This is a genomic window from Marinospirillum alkaliphilum DSM 21637 (assembly GCF_900119735.1).
GTDB classification, from domain to species: Bacteria; Pseudomonadota; Gammaproteobacteria; order Pseudomonadales; family Halomonadaceae; genus Marinospirillum; species Marinospirillum alkaliphilum.
Genome location: NZ_FPJW01000005.1, coordinates 1 through 19748 on the forward strand (window position 1 = coordinate 1; position 19748 = coordinate 19748).

The 19748-nt window shown below is 55.2% G+C and carries 19 protein-coding genes; 12 read left to right on the forward strand and 7 right to left on the reverse strand.

Annotation, left to right across the window (positions count from 1 at the left end; genetic code table 11):
* Positions 1-185: 185 nt before the first annotated feature.
* Both BT114_RS07900 and BT114_RS07905 read right to left on the reverse strand, forming a co-directional pair.
* Positions 186-749: a hypothetical protein gene (locus BT114_RS07900; protein WP_072325831.1), complete on the reverse strand. Its 564-nt coding sequence runs from the start codon at positions 747-749 to the stop codon at positions 186-188.
* A gap of 90 nt (positions 750-839) precedes the next feature.
* A complete protein-coding gene (locus BT114_RS07905; protein WP_072325832.1) occupies positions 840-1049 on the reverse strand; it encodes a hypothetical protein in 210 nt (69 codons plus the stop codon).
* A 669-nt stretch (positions 1050-1718) separates the two neighbouring features.
* On the opposite strand from BT114_RS07905, the gene BT114_RS07910 reads away from it, so the two are divergent.
* Complete coding sequence (locus tag BT114_RS07910; RefSeq protein WP_072326006.1) at positions 1719-2687, forward strand: integron integrase; 969 nt, start codon at positions 1719-1721, stop codon at positions 2685-2687.
* Positions 2688-2849: 162 nt separating this feature from the next.
* Here the strand turns inward: BT114_RS07910 and BT114_RS07915 are convergent, their stop codons facing one another.
* A complete protein-coding gene (locus BT114_RS07915) occupies positions 2850-4367 on the reverse strand; it encodes a fumarate hydratase (RefSeq protein WP_072326008.1) in 1518 nt (505 codons plus the stop codon).
* On the opposite strand from BT114_RS07915, the gene BT114_RS14875 reads away from it, so the two are divergent.
* From BT114_RS14875 to BT114_RS07950, 8 genes are all read left to right on the forward strand, one after another.
* Complete coding sequence (locus BT114_RS14875) at positions 4366-4578, forward strand: hypothetical protein (RefSeq protein ID WP_143142794.1); 213 nt, start codon at positions 4366-4368, stop codon at positions 4576-4578. The two genes, BT114_RS07915 and BT114_RS14875, sit on opposite strands and share 2 nt — an antisense overlap.
* A 20-nt stretch (positions 4579-4598) precedes the next feature.
* Positions 4599-5918: a DEAD/DEAH box helicase gene (locus BT114_RS07920; RefSeq protein WP_072325833.1), complete on the forward strand. Its 1320-nt coding sequence runs from the start codon at positions 4599-4601 to the stop codon at positions 5916-5918.
* Positions 5919-5972: 54 nt separating this feature from the next.
* On the forward strand, positions 5973-7067 hold the full coding sequence (locus BT114_RS07925) for an MlaE family ABC transporter permease (protein WP_072325834.1): 1095 nt from the start codon (positions 5973-5975) through the stop codon (positions 7065-7067).
* A gap of 3 nt (positions 7068-7070) precedes the next feature.
* Positions 7071-7865, forward strand: coding sequence for an ABC transporter ATP-binding protein (locus tag BT114_RS07930; RefSeq protein ID WP_072325835.1), 795 nt, complete (start codon positions 7071-7073; stop codon positions 7863-7865).
* Positions 7862-8713, forward strand: coding sequence for an MlaD family protein (locus BT114_RS07935; protein ID WP_072325836.1), 852 nt, complete (start codon positions 7862-7864; stop codon positions 8711-8713). Before BT114_RS07930 ends, BT114_RS07935 begins: the two co-directional genes overlap by 4 nt.
* 6 nt (positions 8714-8719) lie before the next feature.
* On the forward strand, positions 8720-9331 hold the full coding sequence (locus tag BT114_RS07940) for an ABC-type transport auxiliary lipoprotein family protein (protein WP_072325837.1): 612 nt from the start codon (positions 8720-8722) through the stop codon (positions 9329-9331).
* A gap of 95 nt (positions 9332-9426) precedes the next feature.
* Positions 9427-11019, forward strand: a complete 1593-nt coding sequence (locus BT114_RS07945) for an ABC transporter permease (protein ID WP_072325838.1) — start codon at positions 9427-9429, stop codon at positions 11017-11019.
* Positions 11016-12104 (forward strand): ABC transporter ATP-binding protein, encoded by a 1089-nt coding sequence (locus BT114_RS07950; protein WP_143142795.1) that lies wholly within the window; start codon positions 11016-11018, stop codon positions 12102-12104. The genes BT114_RS07945 and BT114_RS07950 overlap by 4 nt, the downstream gene beginning before the upstream one ends.
* Here the strand turns inward: BT114_RS07950 and BT114_RS07955 are convergent.
* Entirely contained in the window at positions 12071-12661 is a 591-nt protein-coding gene (locus BT114_RS07955) for an elongation factor P hydroxylase (protein WP_084662068.1), read from the reverse strand. The genes BT114_RS07950 and BT114_RS07955 overlap by 34 nt on opposite strands.
* 120 nt (positions 12662-12781) lie before the next feature.
* On the opposite strand from BT114_RS07955, the gene BT114_RS07960 reads away from it, so the two are divergent.
* The 3 genes from BT114_RS07960 to lexA all read left to right on the forward strand — a co-directional run bounded on the left by BT114_RS07960 (position 12782) and on the right by lexA (position 15648).
* Positions 12782-14128 carry an MATE family efflux transporter gene (locus tag BT114_RS07960; protein ID WP_072325840.1) on the forward strand — a complete coding sequence of 449 codons (1347 nt, stop codon included), beginning with the start codon at positions 12782-12784 and terminating at the stop codon, positions 14126-14128.
* Positions 14129-14146: 18 nt separating this feature from the next.
* Positions 14147-14869: an SIMPL domain-containing protein gene (locus BT114_RS07965; RefSeq protein WP_072325841.1), complete on the forward strand. Its 723-nt coding sequence runs from the start codon at positions 14147-14149 to the stop codon at positions 14867-14869.
* Between the two features lie 119 nt (positions 14870-14988).
* On the forward strand, positions 14989-15648 hold the full coding sequence (gene lexA / locus BT114_RS07970; RefSeq protein ID WP_072325842.1) for a transcriptional repressor LexA: 660 nt from the start codon (positions 14989-14991) through the stop codon (positions 15646-15648).
* Between the two features lie 5 nt (positions 15649-15653).
* Here the strand turns inward: lexA and BT114_RS07975 are convergent, their stop codons facing one another.
* From BT114_RS07975 to BT114_RS07985, 3 genes are all read right to left on the reverse strand, one after another.
* A complete protein-coding gene (locus BT114_RS07975; RefSeq protein WP_072325843.1) occupies positions 15654-16244 on the reverse strand; it encodes a DUF6586 family protein in 591 nt (196 codons plus the stop codon).
* A complete protein-coding gene (topA, locus tag BT114_RS07980) occupies positions 16241-18856 on the reverse strand; it encodes a type I DNA topoisomerase (protein ID WP_072325844.1) in 2616 nt (871 codons plus the stop codon). Before topA ends, BT114_RS07975 begins: the two co-directional genes overlap by 4 nt.
* 146 nt (positions 18857-19002) lie before the next feature.
* Positions 19003-19623, reverse strand: a complete 621-nt coding sequence (locus tag BT114_RS07985; RefSeq protein WP_072325845.1) for a hypothetical protein — start codon at positions 19621-19623, stop codon at positions 19003-19005.
* Positions 19624-19748: the final 125 nt, after the last annotated feature.

Here is a 19748-nt window from a genome sequence, read left to right on the forward strand (position 1 = left end):
CTGATCTTTTATCGTTTCCTCGAAATACATGGTGGTAGCCATATAGTTCTCTCCTTGTGTAACCCACAGTTACTGAACTGAAATTCTTCTAACGCTCCTGTTCTGGCGCGAAAGTATGTTGGCGTGGCTTTTGCGTTCTTTGCAAAAGGCATGACGACATACTTTTATCGCTCAGGAACGGTTTGTTAGGCGTTGTTTTTCTCATCATCGTCCGAAACCGCATAAAAGAGACTTAGAGCGACCGCATAGGTGACAAAAGGAATCGCCACATACCGATAAAACCAATGTAAATCAGAAGGAACGTAGTAACTCGCAAAACCGAAAAGAAAAGCAAGGAACAAACAGCCAACTAGTCCGTACGCCCAATCCGGATCGCCCTTGAACTTCTCGATAATTCCAACGAAGGACAGGATTATCCAAGGAACACTCATCAAAATTACTAACGCTATCCTATGCTGGTCGGAAGTGAGGCCAAAGCTCTCTCCAGGCTCGTTGAGCATAATGCTCTTCACGTTTGCCGCCATTTCTTGGGCGGAGGATCTTACGGTCTCATTTCTGGACTCGAGAAGTGGCTCCAATGAGGAAAGCAAATCTGCGGCTTTTTGATACTTATCCAGTCGGAATGTAGAAGTCGCCAATTCGTAGGAAACGATGCCAATAATTCCTACCGCAAGCGTGGCACAAATTACCGCCACTCGTTTTGCAGAGAGCTCGGAAATTGTCTTTTCTAGGAACTCAAGGATTTGCATGTGCTACGTGACCGCCTAACGCCGCGCTCTGCGGAAATTTAGGAGCGCCAGCGAGTAAATTTTCCGTAGCAGCGATTTGTTAGAAGAGCTTCACTCTACGAAGCCGTGGTAGAAACCGACAGAGTTGACCGCTTCAACAAATCTCTTAGCTGTTTTTCGATCCATTATTACTGTCTTTCCGTCAACAGTGATATAGATGCTGTCTTCTGGATAATAAGAGGAACGGCCAACTTCCAGCTCCATTTCCGTCCTTCCACCCTGATCTTTTATCGTTTCCTCGAAATACATGGTGGTAGCCATATAGTTCTCTCCTTGTGTAACCCACAGTTACTGAACTGAAATTCTTCTAACGCCGTGGACAGCGGTGGCCTTGGAGCGCAAGCGGAAAGGACATCCGGCCGCCAAAGGCGGCGAACTGCTGCACTTTGTTATTGCCAAAACCACCTAAAATAACCACTGCCGCCACACTGGCTGAACCACTGACCGATAGATGCACCAGCCTGGACAACAGCACCTGATTTTCTGACTGCGTTACCCGCAACAGCTCAACCGCTTGATGTTGGCAACGACCTAAAACAAAGCCCGATACTGCGGCGGCGACCTGAAAACTGTACCGAAGTCACCAGCCTCAACCGATGCAACCAAGCCCCGGCAATAACATTTTGTTAGTAGGCATGCTCAAAACGCTTCTGCTGCCTACTGTTTGCTTTTTGATCCAACTTACCGATTTTCCTGATTAAAGTCCATTGATCCACCCCAAGGGTTGGGATGTAAACCCGCATGCGTGTTTTGCACCTGGGTTCTGTCACTTTTTCTGCTGTTCATATTCGTAACCATCTGTTTTTGTTATGGCACAACATTGATCCTGGTGTGAAAACGAGCAAGCTCGATTTTCATTTGAGCATTTTCAGCTTCCAAGATAAAAGTAGACTGTATAAAAACACAGGCCGGATATTGCGAGGCATCAACATGACAGGAAGTCCTTTTCTTAACGCCATTCAGCAGGATCTGCGCCAGAAAGGTTATGCACTGAAAACTGAAAAAACCTATGTGCACTGGATCAAGCGGTTCATTTTGTTTCATCAGAAACGTCATCCTGAAACCATGGGCAGTGAGGAGGTCCGGCTGTTTCTTTCCAGTCTTGCCAATGACCGCCATGTAGCAGTGAATACGCAGAAGACTGCTTTGAATGCACTGGCTTTTCTATATAACCAGTTTCTGGATAAACCTTTGGGTGATCTGGATTTTAATCCAGCAAAAAAACCACGACGTTTGCCTGTAGTGCTGTCAATCACTGAGGTTCAGCGTATCTTGCAGCAGTTTGACACTCGTAATCGCACGCTGTTTTCATTGTTGTATGGCGGTGGACTGCGCATCAACGAGTGCCTGAGGTTACGAGTCAAGGATTTTGATTTTGATCACGGCTGTATTTCTGTTCATGATGGCAAGGGTGGTAAAAGCCGCAATACCTTGCTGCCCATGAGTTTAAAGCCCGCCATCCAGCAGTTGATTGAGGAAGCAGTGGCTCTGCAGGTATCAGATAATGCTCAGGGGATTGGTCCTTCATTGCCTTATGCGCTGGATCGCAAATACCCTTCGGCCTATCGGCAACCCGCCTGGATGTATGTTTTTCCTTCTGTGACCTGGTGCAACCACCCAATCACCGGCAAGGTGTGCCGTCATCATTTGCACGATTCGGTGCCACGCAAGGCATTAAAAGCTGCCGTGCAACGTGCTGGCATTTTCAACAAGCGGGTTTCCTGCCATACCTTTCGCCATTCGTTTGCCACGCATTTATTGCAGGCCGGCAGGGATATTCGTACGGTACAGGAGTTGTTGGGCCATTCAGATGTAAAAACGACGCAGATTTATACGCATGTGATCGGGCAGCATTTTGCGGGTACGGCCAGTCCACTGGATACGCTGGGGAGTTTCTGATTTTCAGGCACGCTACCGCCGAGGGATGGCGTTGGTGAGTGGCCGCATCCCTGAGGTGTTTGCAGCTTATTCCTTTAAGCCGTTCTGAAGCGGTTTCCATTGAATCAATCAGGGTAACCTCGTCCTTGAGGTTACCGGTTTTACATCGCTTTATTCAGCCATTCAAACAGCGGCAGCGTCTTTGGCGATGATGTCTTTCCACTGGGCCGGGCCGATGTTGTGGATGGAGTCACCACGAACGTCAACGGCGACGGTGACGGGCATGTCTTCCACGTCGAACTCGTAGATGGCTTCCATTCCCAGGTCTTCAAAGGCCAGCACTTTGGCGTGTTTGATGGCCTGGGCCACCAGGTAGGCAGCACCACCCACGGCCATCAGGTAGACGGCTTCGTTGTCACGAATGGCGTCGATGGCAATCGGGCCGCGTTCGGATTTACCGATCATGCCCAGCAGACCGGTTTTTTCCAGTACGGTGCGGGTGAATTTGTCCATGCGGGTGGCGGTGGTCGGGCCAGCCGGTCCCACCACTTCGTCACGCACCGGATCAACCGGGCCAACGTAGTAGATGAACTTGCCTTTCAGGTCCACCGGCAGTTCTTCACCCTTGTTGATCATGTCGACCATGCGCTTGTGGGCGGCATCACGACCGGTCAGCATTTTGCCAGACAGCAGCACCACATCACCGGGTTTGAGGTCTTTCACTTCTTCGCGGGTGACGCTGTTCAGGTTGATGCGTTTGACACCGGCACCCACTTCACGGGTGATTTCCGGCCAGTCTTCCAGTTTCGGGGCTTCCAGTGCGGCCGGGCCACTGCCATCCAGTACAAAGTGGGTGTGGCGGGTGGCGGCACAGTTGGGGATGATGGCAACCGGTTTGTTGGCGGCGTGGGTCGGGTAGTCTTTCACCTTCACGTCCAGCACGGTGGTCAGACCGCCCAGGCCCTGGGCACCAATGCCCAGTTTGTTGACCTTGTCGTACAGCTCCAGGCGCAGTTCTTCGGCACGGTTGCTGGCACCACGGGCTTGCAGCTCCTGAATGTCGATCGGCTCCAGCAGGGCTTCTTTGGCCAGCAGCATGGCTTTTTCAGCGGTGCCACCAATGCCGATGCCGAGCATGCCGGGCGGACACCAGCCAGCACCCATTTTCGGCAGTTGTTCCAGCACCCATTCCACCACGTCATCAGACGGGTTGAGCATGGCAAATTTGGATTTGGCTTCGGAGCCGCCACCCTTGGCTGCCACGTGAACATCAACGGTGTTGCCGGGCACCAGTTTGGTGTGGATGATGGCCGGGGTGTTGTCTTTGGTGTTGGCACGCTTGCCGTCCGGATCAGCCAGTACCGAGGCACGCAGTACGTTGTCCGGGTGCAGGTAGGCACGACGCACCCCTTCGTTGACCATGTCTTCCACGCTCATGGTGGCACCATCCCAGCGCACGTCCATACCGATGTCCAGGAACACGGTGACAATGCCAGTGTCCTGACAGATCGGACGATGCCCCTGGGCACACATGCGGGAGTTGATCAGGATCTGCGCCATGGCATCCTTGGCTGCCGGTGACTGCTCACGCTCGTAGGCCTTGTTCAGGGAGTCAATGAAGTCCTTGGGGTGGTAGTAGGAAATGAACTGCAGGGCATCAGCAACGCTCTGGATCAGGTCTTCCTGGCGGATGACGGTCATGAAGGAGGTCCTCTTTATCATCTGGATGTTATCGCGCGCCAGTATAGCATTGCCGCCCTGCCACACCAGCCGTGCAAAGGTCGAAGCCATAACGCCGGTTTATTCTGATATCGCTGCTGGCTGCTTTGCTGTAAGCTTGTGCATCCTGCCTGTTGTTACCGCACTTTTCAGCGGTTGCCTTGAGCGGTTTATCAGTTTTTTCTTTTTTTAATACCGAGATATTTTCGATCCATGAGTTTTTCCTCTTTGGGCCTGAGTGCCCCGATCCTTGCTGCACTGGATGCCCAGGGCTACACCAGCCCCACCCCGATTCAGGCCCAGGCCATTCCTGCCATCATGGCCGGCAAAGACATTATGGCCGCTGCCCAGACCGGCACCGGCAAAACTGCAGGTTTCACCCTGCCGATTCTGGAACGCCTGGCCAGGGGTGAACCGGCTAAAGCCAATCAGACCCGTGCACTGATTCTGACCCCGACCCGTGAGCTGGCCGCTCAGGTGGCAGAAAGTGTGGCCACCTATGGCAAGGGCATGCGCCTGTCTTCTGCCGTGGTGTTTGGTGGTGTCAGTATCAATCCGCAGATGATGAAGCTGCGCAAAGGCGTGGACATCCTGGTGGCCACACCGGGCCGCCTGCTGGATCTGTTCAACCAGAACGCCATCAACTTCAAGCAGCTGGAAGTGCTGGTGCTGGATGAAGCCGACCGCATGCTGGACATGGGTTTTATCCATGACATCAAGAAGATTCTGAAGCTGCTGCCGCCGAAACGTCAGAACCTGCTGTTTTCCGCCACTTTTTCCGATGAAATCCGCCATCTGGCGCGTGGTCTGGTGAACAATCCGGTGGAAGTGTCCGTCACGCCACCCAACTCCACCGCTGAACGGGTGGAGCAACAGGTGTTCAGTGTCGACAAGAAACAGAAGGCTGCCCTGCTGGTGCACCTGCTGAAAAAGCACCAGTGGTATCAGGTGCTGGTGTTCACCAAAACCAAGCATGGTGCCAATAAGCTGACTCAGTATCTGGAGAACGCCGGTTTTCAGGCCGCGGCCATTCACGGCAACAAGAGCCAGGGTGCCCGCACCAAGGCACTGGCGGGTTTTAAAGATGGCAGTGTGCAGATTCTGGTGGCAACAGACATCGCTGCACGCGGACTGGACATTGATCAGTTGCCGCAGGTGGTGAACTATGAGCTGCCGAATGTGGCCGAGGACTATGTACACCGCATCGGTCGTACCGGTCGTGCCGGTGCTTCCGGCCACGCGGTATCACTGGTCTGTGATGAGGAAGTCAAACTGCTGAAGGCCATTGAGCGCCTGACCAGGGTACGTCTGCCCATGGAGCAGGCGCAGGACTTCAAACCGGTGGCGCAGGGTGCTGATGTGACCAATGCACCGCGTGCACCGGGTGATGGTGGTCGTGCCAATCGTCCACCGGCCCGCCGCCCGCAACAGGCTGCTGCCGGTGATAACGAGGGTGCAGCTAAAAAGCGCTCACGCCCGAGACGTCGCCGTCCGTCCAATGCCAGCCAGAAACCGCAGATGGCACATAGCTGACACCAGACGACTGATCATGGATAATCCATCAGATCAAGGATCTTTGGAGTGTCCATGCAGAATCAGGGATCAGCACCGGAAATCATCCCGGCAGGTGAACAGCAGCAGGTGCGTGGCAACTGGACCACGGCCTGGCTGAAGCACTGGTTGCAACTGCAACCGGTGCTTGTTACTCAAGACCCTGCACAGCTGATCATTCAGGCTGATGCCATGGACAGCAACGGTGCGCTGACCTTTCTGCACCTGTTTGGCAACAACCCCGCTTACTGGCCCGCCGGGCTGACACCTTCCCAGCAGCAACTCCTGCAACTGGTCTTAAAACACCGCGAATCCCATATCCCTGAACCGGTGATGCTGAACTGGGTGGCGGATATCGGTTATCGCGTCAGTCGCCTGGGCCTTTATACCCGTCAGTTTCTGGAATTTCTGGGTCAGTTGGTAATGGCTTTGTTGTCACTGCTGCGCCACCCCCACCGTTTTCGCCTGCGCCTGTTTCTGGATGTGATTCAGAAGGATGGCCTGCATGCCGTGCCGATTGTGGCTCTGCTGTCTTTTCTGCTGGGGGCCGTGGTGGCCTGGCAGGGAGCCCTGCAGTTAAAAGCCTATGGCGCCAATATTTTCATTGTTGAGCTGGTGGCGTTAACCCACCTGCGTGAACTCGGCCCACTGATCACCGCGATTCTGGTGGCCGGTCGTTCCGGCTCGGCCTATGCCGCACAGCTGGCCACCATGAACATGAACCAGGAAATTCAGGCACTGCGCAGCCTGGGTCAGAACCCCTTTGACTGGCTGATTCTGCCGAAACTGCTGGGGTTACTGGTGGTGTTGCCGCTGCTGACGCTGCTGGCAGATCTCAGCGGCCTGGTGGGTGGCATGCTGGTGGCTCAGGCTCAGCTGGATATTTCCCCTTCACTCTTCTGGCAGCGCCTGGGTGATGAAATCAGCATCATTCATTTTGTGGTGGGCATGATCAAAGCCCCGGTGTTTGCACTGATCATTGTGAATGTCGGCTGCATGCAGGGCATGCTGGCCCGTGGTGGCGCGGAAGCCGTGGGGCTGCGCACCACCCGCAGTGTGGTGCAGGCCATTTTTCTGGTGATCATCACTGATGCCCTGTTTTCCATCCTTTTCAGCAATGCAGGCTGGTGACGCATGACAGAACTGCGACCACGCCCCCTGGTGCGCCTGCGCAATATCACAACCCGCTTTGCGGGTCAGTCGGTGCACGAATCCCTGAACCTGAGTGTCTACAAGGGTGAGCGTCTGGCACTGGTGGGCGCCAGTGGTTGCGGCAAGTCGGTGCTTTTGAATGAAATTGCCCTGCTGACTCAGCCTCAGCAAGGCCAGATACTGCTGTTCGGGCAGAACACCGCCCGCATGGATGGCAGGGGTTTGCTGCAACTCAGGCACCGCATGGGCATGATGTTTCAGCAGGGAGCACTGTTCAGCAGCCTGACCCTGCTGGAAAACGTGATGCTGCCATTGCGGGAGTATCAGCCGCTGCCCTTGCCGCTGTTAAAGGAACTGGCGATGCTGAAGTTGAAACTGGTGGGATTACCCACCAGTGCTGCGGCCAGACTGCCACAGGAAATCAGTGGCGGCATGTTAAAGCGGGCTGCAGTGGCTCGCGCTCTGGCGCTGGACCCATCCTTGTTATTGCTGGATGAACCCACCGCCGGACTTGATCCTGCCAGTGCCAGTGCCTTTGATGACATGCTGCTGGAACTTCATGCCACCATGGATCTGACGCTGATACTGGTGACCCATGACCTGGATTCACTCTGGCGAGTGACGGATCAGGTGGCATTTCTGGGGCAGAAACAGGTACTCTGTAAGGCACCGATTGAGGAGCTGGTCATGCAGGATCACCCGGACATACGCCACTATTTTGCCAACACCCGAGCCGCTGGTGCTCAGGGTCGTCGACAAGGAGGTCTGCCGGTATGAATCCGCGCATCAACTACACCCTGGTGGGTGCCTTTGTGCTGTTGCTGCTGGCTGCCGGGCTGATGTTCATCAGTTGGATGACGCAGGACTCCCGTAACTCCAACCGCCTGCCTTATGTCACCTATTTTTATGATTCGGTATCCGGCCTGAATGAACGTGCTCCGGTGAAATACCGTGGGGTACCGGTAGGTTATGTTGAGCGCATCAGTCTGGTGACGGAACCGGAAGAAAGGGTGCGGCTGGATTTAAGGCTCGACGCCGACACCCCGGTGCGGACTGATACCTACGCCACCCTGCAATATCAGGGCATCACCGGGCTGTTATTTGTTGAGCTGCAAAGCCTGGGTAATAGCGGTGCGCGCCTGTTGTCCACTGAAAGTGAACCGGTGATCATTCCCAGCCAGACCTCTCGCCTGGTTGAGCTGACTGAAAACCTGGATCAGGCGATTCTGGAATTTAATCAGTTGGCCCAGTCGGTGAATCAGCTCAGCCGTCAGCTGAACAATCTGGTGGATGATGACATGAAACATCAGCTGATCAACACCCTGTCGGCCATTGAACAGTTAAGTAATACCGCTGAACGCCGCTTGCAGGGCATTGATCCGGACTACTACCGCCAGCTGGCCGGGCGCTTCCCGGAGATTCTGGAGCGGGCTGAAACCAGTTTAAGCCGCCAGCTCGAACTGCTTGGTGAACAGCTCAACAGTCTCAGTGATGACACCCGCAGCAGTGCTCGCCAGTTGACACCACTGATGCGTCAGACCGAACAACTGCTGGAACAACTGCGACTGGAAAGCAACAGCTGGCTGCGTGGTAACCGCAGCCAACCCCCCGGCCCTGGAGAATGATCACCCATGAAGTACCTGCTTGTACCCTTGATGCTGCTACTCCTCACTGCCTGTGCTGCGCCACCCAAACCCAGCCCAGCCCCTGAGCAGTTACTGCTGAACAGCCTTGAGGGACGTAATGGCCTGAATACCCTGCCGGGAGATTACCGCCTGCATCTGGCCATTGAGCGCCCCATCGCCTCATCACCACTGCGCAGCCGGGAAATCTGGTATCGCGATGCGGATCATCGTCTGGCACCCTTCAGCCGACATATCTGGGCTGATAGCCTGGACAACCAGTTACAACAACTGCTGACCGAGTACCTGGGCCAGGAGTTATGGATTCAGGCAGCACTGCCTGACCAACCGGGTTACCGGGCCGATTATCGGCTGCGCTTGTTGATCAACCAATGGTATCTGGACACTCGCAGCCGCAAGCTGCAGATCAGCCTGCAACTGAATCTGCTGGATGCAGCAGGCAATAACCTGTTGCAGCAGCAATGGTCTGCTGAGCAGTCGGTCCGTGACATGTCTGCCGAAGGCATGGCACGTGCCAGTCACCGCTGGTTACAGGGCTGGGCAGCAGAAGTCAGTGAGCTGCTTTATGAACACCTGAAAAATCTTGATTTAGATCAATAATAGTCAACGCTCCTGAGTCTGATTTTCATTTACTGATGGCAATTGAATATGCTAGGTTAAAGGTGTTTTCTATTTGACTCGGTTGGCTGTTGCCCATGACTGCAAGTGCTGTTTCATACCTCTATCGTGTCTGGGGCCAGAGGCCACCTTTTTATATCCTCATTCCCTCGGTGATTGCAGCACTGGCCATGGTGCTGCCACTGTTTTATCTGGGACTGCGCGCCTTTCAGGCTGATCCGGCCATGCTGGTGGAACTGGTGTTCCGTCAGCGCAATCTGGACTTGCTGCTCAACACGCTGAAACTGACCCTCGGCGTACTGGTTTTAACCACTCTGATGGCCTTGCCCACCGCCTGGCTGGTGACACGCACCGATATCCGTTTTAAAAAAGCCATCACCCTGCTGGCGGTGGTGCCTCTGGCTGTTCCCGGTTATGTCATGGCTTATGCCCTGATGGGTCTGGGGGGGCACTTCGGCATCTTTGCACAGCTGTTTGGTTGGCAACTGCCGCGCATTCAGGGTTACACCGGTGCCGTGCTGGCACTGTCCTTCTACACCTTTTCTTACCTGTTTCTGAATTTGCGGGCAGCGCTGCTGGGGCTGGATCGCAGTCTGGAAGAAAGTGCCCAGTCACTGGGTTATTCGCCACGCGAGATTTTTTTCCGCATCCTGCTGCCACACCTGGCGCCTTCACTGATGGCGGGCTGGCTGGTGATCGGCCTGTACGTGATGGGAGACTTTGGTGCCGTGGCGCTGATGCGTTATGAAGCTTTCAGTTATGCCATTTACACCCAGTATTCCGGTGCCTTTGACCGGGTCTATGCTGCCTGGTTGTCATTGATGTTGCTGGCACTTGCGGCCAGCTTTGTGCTGATGGAAACCCTGGTGTTGAAGCGCAAGCGCCTAGCCAGTGTGGGCAGTGGTATTGCTCGTCCCCGTGCACCGGCGCGACTGGGTTGGTTGGCCGCACCAGCCTGGCTGTTCCTGGGAGTGGTGTTTCTGGTTTCAATCGGCCTGCCGGTGATGATTCTGGCCTACTGGTTATTACTGGCACCGCCAGACATCAGTTTCTTCCTGCAGGTACCGGCAACCTTCCTGCGCTCTGCCGCAGCCGCCTTCCCGGCAGCACTGGTGGCCGCAGCCTTTGCCCTGCCCATCTGTTACCTGCTGGTGCGTTATCCGTCACGCATTTCCACTGCAATTGAACGCTCCACCTACATCGGTTATGCCTTGCCACCACTGACGCTGGCACTGGCGATGGTGTTTTTCTCCCTGCACACCGCCTTTTTCCTTTATCAGACACTAGCGCTGCTGATTTTCACCTGGGCAATTGCCACCCTGGCACTGGCCATGGGCCCCATTCGCAGTGCACTGCTGCAAACACGCGCCAACCAGGAAGAAGCAGCCTTTTCACTGGGCCATGGTCCGATCAGCACCTTCTGGTATGTGGTTTTTCCGCGCCTGAAACGCGGTATTCTGGCCTCTCTGGCGCTGGTGTTTCTGTTCTGCATGAAGGAGCTCCCGATCACCTTCCTGCTGGCTCCCACCGGTTACACCACACTGGCCGTTACCGTATTCAGCCGCACATCCGAAGGTTTTATGGCTGAAGCTGCACCCTTTGCAGCCGCCATTGTCATTTTCTCGAGCCTTTCCGTCGGGATGGTTCTCAACCGTGAGGGCAAGCAATGAACTCCATGCCGCATCTAGCCAGCGCCTCCGATCTCAGCCACAAATCAACATCCGGCATCAATCCCCTGATGCGAGTGGAAGGCCTGTGTAAACGTTATCAACAAGGGGAAGCCCTGGCGGTGAATCAGGTTAGTTTCACACTCCAGCCCGGCGAAATTCTGGCCTTACTCGGCCCCAGCGGCTGCGGTAAAACCACCACCCTGCGCATGCTGGCTGGTTTTGAGCATCCTGAGTCAGGGCGTATTTTTCTGCATGGTCAGGATGTTACTGAGCTGCCGCCACAAAAGCGCCACATCGGTATTGTGTTTCAGGACTACGCCCTGTTCCCGCACATGAGCCTGCTGCGCAACGTTACTTTTGCCATGCGCCATGTTCCCACACATCAGCAGGAACAAAAGGCCATGGAGTGGCTGGAGCTGGTTGGTTTGGCTGCTTATGCCAAGCGCCATCCGCATGAATTGTCCGGTGGGCAACAGCAGCGGGTGGCATTGGCCCGTACCCTGGCTGCTGAACCGGAACTGGTACTACTGGATGAACCCTTTTCGAACCTGGATGCAGCCCTGCGTGAAAGCACCCGCAAAGAGATGCGTGCGCTGTTCAAAAAAGCCGGCACTTCAGTGATTCTGGTCACCCATGACCAGGCGGAAGCCATGACTTTTGCCGACAAGGTGGGAGTGATGCAGCAGGGCAAACTGATTCAACTGGATACACCGCAACAGGTTTACCAGCATCCGGCTACAGCCTTTGTGGCCAAGTTTCTGGGGCACACCAACCTGCTGCAAGGTCTGGCCCAGGGCAATCAAGCCCAAACCCCGCTGGGAGCCATTAATCTCAGCTCCAGCGTGGAAGGTGAAGTACACCTGTCATTGCGCCCGGAAGACCTGACCCTGAGCGCCAGTGATGATCCTGCGGCTGCCCGGGTGGTGGATCGTGAGTTCCGTGGCCACGATTACCTCTATGTGCTGGAACAGGATGGCCTGCAATACTGCGCCATCACCCCCAGCCACAACTATTTTGAAATCGGCAGCCACGTGGCCATTCAAAGCCTGCGTCAGGCTTCGGTATTACCTTCCAGCAACCACTGAATGCGTTGTTCCAGTGTCTGACGGGCTTCGGCCTGCCAGCACTCAAACGGGTTGTTCCATGCCTGGCAGATGGCATCAAACAACTGACGCGCCCGCCCTTGCAACGCCCCTTCATAAAGCATGGTTAGCGTCAGGCGATGCACACTGAGTTCAAAATCCGAGGTATCACCCGGATCACCCGACAGGTTGTCAGCACTGATATTAAAGCGGCGACCACTGGCCAGCGTGAAACACTGCTCATAAGCTTGCGGGCGCACCTCAACCTTTTCAAAACTGCGCTGCACTTCAGCGCTGCGACCATCCGGTTCATACCAGTAGCCGAAGTCTTCCAGCAGGCGTCGTTCCGGCCCGGCCACACACCAGTGAGCAATTTCATGCAGTGCACTGGTGAAAAAACCCCGTGCAAAAATGATCTGATGGTCATGACCGGTGATGGATGCCGGCAAGTACAGGGGTTCATCACCACCACGCACCAGTCGGGTCTGATAATCCGGGTAAAAAACCTGCTCGAACAGTTGGATGAGTTGTTCACACTGCTGGTATTCGTGGTCGCTCATGAGGCTCTGACATAAGGCTTGAAAAGATGGCATGGCATTTTACGCGTTTCTTTTCGACCAACCAGTCTATTTTTCTTAAAAAGCGGTAAGATAGGCTGTTTAATTGATCTGAGGCAGTTCATGTTTTTTGCGCGTTTTCGGCAGTACAACTACCCCCTGCTGATGCTGGCCTTACCCCTGCTGGGCGCTCATCTGGCACAGACTGGCATGAGCGTGGTCGACACCCTGATGGCCGGACGCCTCAGTGCCACCGATCTGGCTGCAGTCGCTGTCGGCTCCAGTGTATTCATGCCACTGATGCTGCTGATTTTTGGCACCCTGCTGGCCACCACACCGCTGGTTGCCCAGGCTGCCGGTGCCGGTCGTACCGACAACCTGTCCGGTACGGTGCATCAGGCCAGCTGGGTGGCACTGGTGATGCTGGTGCCCGGTGCCTTGATCCTGTTTTACAGCCGCCTGGTTTTTGATTTCATGGGGGTCAGTGATGAAGTTGCCAGCCTGGCTGCCGGTTACCTGCATGCGCTGATCTGGGGCTTGCCTGCACTGGCCTTTTTTCAGGTGCTGCGTTGCATGTGTGAAGGCCTGAATCATGCCCGTCCGGTATTGCTGATCAGTCTGGCTGGGCTGCTGCTGAACATTCCTGCCAACTATGTATTGATATACGGCAAGCTGGGCTTCCCGCAACTGGGTGCCATCGGCTGTGGTTACGCCACTGCACTGAGTTTCTGGTTCATGGCGCTGCTGCTGAGTGTGTATGTTCACTGGCATCATCGCTACCGCGCTTTTGGCATTTTTGCCCGACTGCAAACCCCGAAATGGCCGGATATTGCGCATATTCTCTGGGTTGGCTTGCCGATCGGCCTGTCGATTTTTGTTGAAGCCTCACTGTTCACCACCATTACGCTGTTTATTGGTGGTCTGGGTGAAATCACCGTGGCCGGGCATCAGGTGGCCATCAACTTCACCACCCTGCTGTTCATGGTGCCACTGAGCCTGGGCATGGCGCTGACGGTGAAGGTTGGCCATGCGGTGGGCGCCGGACAAGCGGAAGAAGCCCGTCGCATTGCCTTTTATGGCGTTGGTTTTTCTTTGCTGGTATCAATGCTGGCTGCGGCTTTCATGTGGTTTTCAGCGCCGGGTGTGGTGCGTCTGTATTCGGAAAACACCGAAGTGCAACTGCTGGCCGCTGCACTGATCCAGTTGGCAGTGCTGTATCAGATCTCGGATGCACTGCAGGTGAATGCTGCCGGAGCCCTGCGTGGCTACAAGGATACCCGCATCATCATGCTGATCACCCTTTTCTCCTACTGGTTGATTGGTCTGGGTGGCGGCTGGTGGTTAGCGATGGGATCGAACCCCTGGGGGCCTTTGGGTGTCCATGGTTTCTGGTACGGCCTGATCATGGGACTTACTTTTGCAGCTGTACTGCTGCTGTGGCGACTGCATCACACCAGTCGTCGTTTTTAAAAACACAAGGAGCTGTTGATGATGCACATCACTTTTCGCCGTTTATTCGTCCTGTTTGCCATGACCGGACTGTTGCTGGTCACGGGCCTGGCATCTGCCAACGGCTGGGCACCCACCCCGCATCTGGAAGTACACGGTGAATCACGCCTGACACTGGAAGCCGACCGGGTGGATATTCACGCCACTTTTTCAGTGGAACACCGGGATTCACGACTGGCCATGCAGGAGCTGGAGCAAAACTTCGGCAACCTGTTGCGTACCCTGCGCCGCCAGGTGCCTGAAGGTGCCCGCCTGGAAGCTGGCCAGATTCGCATTCATCCGCGTCAGACCCGTCGTAATGACACCTGGCAGATCACCGGTTATACCGCCAGCCGTGAGCTGAAACTGGTCAATCTGCCGGTGACAGAGGCAGGACAGTGGGTGGAGCGCATCACTGATGGCAAACCAACGCAGTTTGGCCCTCTGCATTATCACAGCAGCCAGGCAGCCGATAATCGCAACCCGGCGCTGGAAGCAGCCCTGCAGGATGCCCGTGACAAGGCTGAACTGATGGCCAGCAGTCTGGGCCAGAATCTGGGACGCGCCCTGCAAGTTCAGGAAATCAGCAGCCCTGGTGTACAACCACGCATGGCCATGATGGCCGCAGACAGCGTGCGGATGGAGTCGGTCACACCAGAACTGGAACCCGGTCTGGTGGAAACCTCTGCCCGTGTCAGGGTGATTTTTGAACTGCTGAACTGAGCGCTGCAAGTACCGGAAATTCAGGGGTTTACGTTTGGGGTTGTCGCAGCTAGAATACTGTACAGAAAACTAGTGCTGGTCAGTTAGCCAGCTGTACAGATCAACAAGGCGGACATGTCATGCAGAAACTCACCAAACGTCAGCAGCAGGTGCTGGAGATCGTGAAGGAATCCATGCGCGACAAGGGCATGCCACCCACCCGCGCTGAAATTGCCGATCGACTGGGCTTCAAATCCGCCAATGCGGCTGAAGAACACCTGAAGGCTCTGGCCAAAAAGGGTGTGCTGGAAATCATGCCCGGCACTTCCCGTGGCCTGCGCCTGCTGCAGTCAGCCGCCAATGAAGATGAAATCAGTAGCGCTGTTGAAAGTGAAGAAGAAGGCCTGCCGGTACTGGGCCAGGTGGCTGCCGGTAGCCCGGTGCTGGCCACCGAAAACATCGACTTCCACCTGAAAATCGACCCCAATGCGTTCCGCAGAAAAGCCGACTACCTGCTGCGGGTTAAAGGCCTGAGCATGAAAAACATCGGCATCATGGAAGGTGATCTGCTGGTGGTTCACCGCAGCAAGGATACCCCGAAGGATGGTGATCTGGTGGTGGCACGCATTCAGGATGAAGTCACGGTTAAACGCTTCCGCAAGGAAGGCCATCTGGTGTGGTTACTGCCGGAAAATGAAGACTTCGCCCCCATTAAAGTCGACCTGCGCGAAGAAAACCTGGAGATTGAGGGCTTTGCTGTGGGCCTGATCCGGGATGACTTCAGCGGTAAACTTCACTGATAACCTTAATCTTCGTAAAGCTGTTCTCTAAGCTGCCTGATTAATGCCTGCATGGCATTCAGGCAGTTTTTTATGCTTTCCAGCTGCTGCATTTCACGGCTCGGACCAGAGGCCTTGCTTGCATCAGTCTCTTCCAGCTGTGCCAGTGGAATCAAGGATTTGACGGGGGTCGCAGGAGAAGCTGCAGGGGTGGCTGGTGCTTCCGGCATCCACTCCCCGGCAGCTGGTGCTGCAGTGGGTGCAGGAATGCGGTTGACCTCAGCCAGCAGGGCTTTGAGTTGCCACAGGGGGTGTTGCGGGTTATTAAAGGCCGCTTCTAACTGATCCAGCTCCGGCAGCGCCTGCTCACGGGCAGCAGCCAAGGTGCGTAAATCAGCCGCCTGCTGTACCGCTCGTACGTCCAGGCGGTGAATGGCCGCCAGCTCTCGCAGAAAAGCCAGCCGGGCAGCTTCCAGCGCCAGTACCGCCGCTTCGATGCAGGCTTGTTGCCAGGCCAGTTGATTCAGTTCATCCGTTACCGGTTGTGCAGCAGCCTGCTGCATCAGGCGCGCCTGATGCAGCTTCTGATTCACACGTAAACGTTGAGCCTGGATCATTTTTTCTTGCTGGCTGCCTTGGTTTTATCTTCCACCACCCAGGCGGAACCATTCCAGAAAGCCCGGAAGCCGGTGGGTTTGCCGTCCTGTTCGGCCTGCACATACTGCTCTTTAGTTTTGCGCGAATAACGCACCACGGTGGGATTGCCATCACCATCGGCCAGCGGAGCATCCAGCAGGTAGTGGTATTTGGGATCTATTTCATCACGATGCGGTTGCAACTCGGCCACCATCGGCGGACGGGTTTCACGATTTTTCGGGAACTGGCTGGCAGCCAGGAACAGGCCACTGGCCCCATCCCGCAGCACATAGTGATCATCCACCTTCAGGCATTTGAGCTCCGGCATCTGCACCGGGTCCATTTTCGGTGGCGCGGCCTCACCGCTTCGCAGCAGTTTACGGGTGTTTTTGCACTCAGTATTGGTGCAGCCAAAATACTTGCCGAAACGTCCGGTTTTCAGCTGCATCTCACTGCCGCACTTGTCACACTCAATGGTCGGGCCTTCATAACCCTTCAGGCGGAAACTGCCCTCTTCCAGCTGATAACCATCACAATCCGGGCTGTTACCACAAACGTGCAGTTTGCGCTTTTCATCAACGATAAAACTTTCCATCGCGGTGCCGCATTTGTGGCAACGGCGCTTGGCACGCAGGGCATCCACTTCAGCTTCTTCATCAGCATCGTCAGCCACAAACTCATCACCTGGCACCAGGTTGATGGTGGTTTTGCAACGCTCTTTAGGTGGCAGCGCATAACCGGAACAGCCTAAAAAGGTTCCGGTGGAAGCAATGCGGATCTGCATGTGACGCCCACAGGTTGGACAGGGAATATCCGTGTCCACCGGCTGATTGGGGCGCATACCATCCTTGTCCTGAGCCTGATCCAGCTGGCCACGGAACTCACCGTAAAAACGGTCCAGCAGGGTCTGCCACTGCTCCTTGCCTTCCGCAACATTATCCAGCGAGTCTTCCATGCGTGCGGTGAAGCTGTAATCCAGCAGATCACGGAAAGACTCCACCAGCCGGTCAGTGACGATGTCACCCATCTTCTCGGCATAAAAACGGCGGTTTTCCAGTTTGACGTAACCCCGTTCCTGAATGGTGGAAATGATCGCTGCATAGGTCGATGGACGACCGATACCACGCTTTTCCAGCTCTTTAACCAGGGCCGCTTCAGTGAAACGCGCCGGTGGTTTGGTGAAGTGCTGGCGTGGGTCCAGCTGTTTCAGATCCAGTACTTCACCGACTTTCAGATCCGGCAACACCTGGTCCTCACCCTGTTTGCCAGCCACCGGCTGAATGCGGGTGAAACCATCAAACTGCAACACCCGGCCTTTTGCTTTTAATTCGTAATCACCGGCCTGCACCGTCAGCGTGGTGGACAGGTAACGTGCCGGCGGCATCTGACAGGCGACAAACTGACGCCAGATCAGCTCATACAGCCGCTGGGCATCACGCTCAACACTGCCCAGATCCTTGCCCTGCACCTGCACGTTGGAAGGACGGATCGCTTCGTGCGCTTCCTGAGCACCTTCCTTGCTGCTATAGACATTCGGGCTGTCAGGCAGGTATTGCGGGCCCAGCTCACTGCCGATCCAGTCACGGCAGGCCGCCACGGCATCCTGAGACAGGTTGGTGGAGTCGGTACGCATGTAGGTGATGTGACCGGCTTCATACAGGCGCTGTGCCAGGGTCATGGTTTTCTTGACTGAAAAACCCAGGCGGGTGCTGGCAGCCTGCTGCAAGGTGGATGTAATAAAAGGCGCAGAAGGGCGACTGCTGGTGGGTTTGTCTTCCCGATCAGCCACCCGGTAACTGGCCGGTTGCAGCTCAGCAAGAGCCTCATCGGTTTCTGCCTTGCTGCCGGGACGGAAGTTTTCACCGGCTTTTTTAGCCACCATACACGCCAGTTCAATGGCATTCTGATTCAGCAGATGGGCAGTGACATCCCAGTATTCTTCCGGCACAAAAGCACGAATTTCACGTTCGCGCTCAACGATCAGGCGCACTGCCACGGATTGGACACGACCGGCAGAAAGGCCACGTGCCACCTTGGACCAGAGCAGGGGTGAAACCATGTATCCCACCACCCGATCCAGAAAACGTCTGGCCTGCTGTGCATTCACCCGGTTCATGTCCAGCATGCCGGGGGATTTAAAGGCTTCAGTGATGGCTTTTTTGGTGATTTCGTTAAACACCACGCGACGGTAGCGGGAATCGTCACCGCCCAGGGTTTCGCGCAGGTGCCAGGCAATGGCTTCCCCTTCGCGATCCAAGTCCGTTGCGAGGTAGATCATGTCAGCTTCGCGGGCCAGCTTTTTCAGCTCGGCCACCACTTTTTCCTTACCCGGCAGTATCTCGTAACGGGCTGACCAGCCGTGTTCCGGATCCACACCCATGCGGGTGATCAGTGCATCTTCAGCCTTCTTCTTTTTATCGCTGGCGGCCGTTTTTCGTGCCCCCTTGGCAGCGGTGGTGGTTTTGCCACTGCCACTGACGGGCAAGTCCCGGATATGACCAACACTGGATTTGACGATAAAGTCACTACCCAGATATTTATTAATGGTCTTGGCTTTGGCCGGTGACTCGACAATGACCAGTGATTTTCCCATGCCGCTGTATATCCTGTTGACTTATATGGAAAAGCTAAAAGTGCCCGTTTCAAGGCTCCATACAGTAACTCACAGTCGATCAGGATTCCAGCCTGCAAGACCAAATGCCCCGCAAACAAGCTTCAACAGGGCTTCAGTGGTGGTGATCAGCGCTTCAACCAACCATGTGTGACCAGGTCTTCTTCCAGACTACGAACCAGTTGTTTCAGTGGGCTGCTACCGGACCGATCCGGCTGTTCCTGACTACGTGAACGTGCTGTGGCCAGCCACAAGGGTGTATCACCAGGCTGTTCCAGCAGGCGCAGGTGATAGGTGAAATAAAGCATGGGTGGGCCTGAACTGCCAACCTGAGTACCAAAACCTATGGCGCCACCGGAACGGTAACCACCACCGATCACAAAGCTTCCACCACCACTGCCACGCTCTGCACTCTGGGTACGATCCCGGTCCAGCTGCACCAGCAACACTGGATAAAGGGATGGATCAATTTTTGCCATCAACTCAGCCTGGCTCAGGTCAGCCATGCGACTGGGTGGCAGGTGTGCTGTGGCAAAACTGCTGCAGGAATCCAGGCGTGCACTCAGTGCCTTGCAGATATCCTGCTCAACACCCGGTCGATGCACCGGGTCAAAACCTTCGCTCGCCACCACTGTCAGTTGTTGTAGCGGTGCAGGTGTAACACCAGGATCTGTGGTACTGTCCAGTTGCGCCTTGCTGGCACAACCCGTCAGCAGTCCAGCCAGCAACAAGAATAGAATCAGACGCATGGAAACTCCTTCAATAACACAGGGCTTGCCGGTTTGATAACATCAGACAATGAAAGTTTCAGACATGGGGGCTGGCCAAGTCCTGCCATCAATGTTAAAACCCGGGTATTCAAGGATACAGCTTA

Coding starts and splice junctions, on each gene's coding strand:
- BT114_RS07915 (WP_072326008.1), bottom strand. CDS start 4,367: ATGACCGTCATCCGCCAGGAAGACCTGATCCAGAGCGTTGCTGATGCC.
- BT114_RS07905 (WP_072325832.1), bottom strand. CDS start 1,049: ATGGCTACCACCATGTATTTCGAGGAAACGATAAAAGATCAGGGTGGA.
- BT114_RS07955 (WP_084662068.1), bottom strand. CDS start 12,661: ATGAGCGACCACGAATACCAGCAGTGTGAACAACTCATCCAACTGTTC.
- topA (WP_072325844.1), bottom strand. CDS start 18,856: ATGGGAAAATCACTGGTCATTGTCGAGTCACCGGCCAAAGCCAAGACC.
- BT114_RS07900 (WP_072325831.1), bottom strand. CDS start 749: ATGCAAATCCTTGAGTTCCTAGAAAAGACAATTTCCGAGCTCTCTGCA.
- BT114_RS07975 (WP_072325843.1), bottom strand. CDS start 16,244: ATGATCCAGGCTCAACGTTTACGTGTGAATCAGAAGCTGCATCAGGCG.
- BT114_RS14875 (WP_143142794.1), top strand. CDS start 4,366: ATGAAGGAGGTCCTCTTTATCATCTGGATGTTATCGCGCGCCAGTATA.
- BT114_RS07935 (WP_072325836.1), top strand. CDS start 7,862: ATGAATCCGCGCATCAACTACACCCTGGTGGGTGCCTTTGTGCTGTTG.
- BT114_RS07925 (WP_072325834.1), top strand. CDS start 5,973: ATGCAGAATCAGGGATCAGCACCGGAAATCATCCCGGCAGGTGAACAG.
- BT114_RS07985 (WP_072325845.1), bottom strand. CDS start 19,623: ATGCGTCTGATTCTATTCTTGTTGCTGGCTGGACTGCTGACGGGTTGT.
- BT114_RS07940 (WP_072325837.1), top strand. CDS start 8,720: ATGAAGTACCTGCTTGTACCCTTGATGCTGCTACTCCTCACTGCCTGT.
- BT114_RS07910 (WP_072326006.1), top strand. CDS start 1,719: ATGACAGGAAGTCCTTTTCTTAACGCCATTCAGCAGGATCTGCGCCAG.
- BT114_RS07920 (WP_072325833.1), top strand. CDS start 4,599: ATGAGTTTTTCCTCTTTGGGCCTGAGTGCCCCGATCCTTGCTGCACTG.
- lexA (WP_072325842.1), top strand. CDS start 14,989: ATGCAGAAACTCACCAAACGTCAGCAGCAGGTGCTGGAGATCGTGAAG.
- BT114_RS07930 (WP_072325835.1), top strand. CDS start 7,071: ATGACAGAACTGCGACCACGCCCCCTGGTGCGCCTGCGCAATATCACA.
- BT114_RS07950 (WP_143142795.1), top strand. CDS start 11,016: ATGAACTCCATGCCGCATCTAGCCAGCGCCTCCGATCTCAGCCACAAA.
- BT114_RS07965 (WP_072325841.1), top strand. CDS start 14,147: ATGATGCACATCACTTTTCGCCGTTTATTCGTCCTGTTTGCCATGACC.
- BT114_RS07945 (WP_072325838.1), top strand. CDS start 9,427: ATGACTGCAAGTGCTGTTTCATACCTCTATCGTGTCTGGGGCCAGAGG.
- BT114_RS07960 (WP_072325840.1), top strand. CDS start 12,782: ATGTTTTTTGCGCGTTTTCGGCAGTACAACTACCCCCTGCTGATGCTG.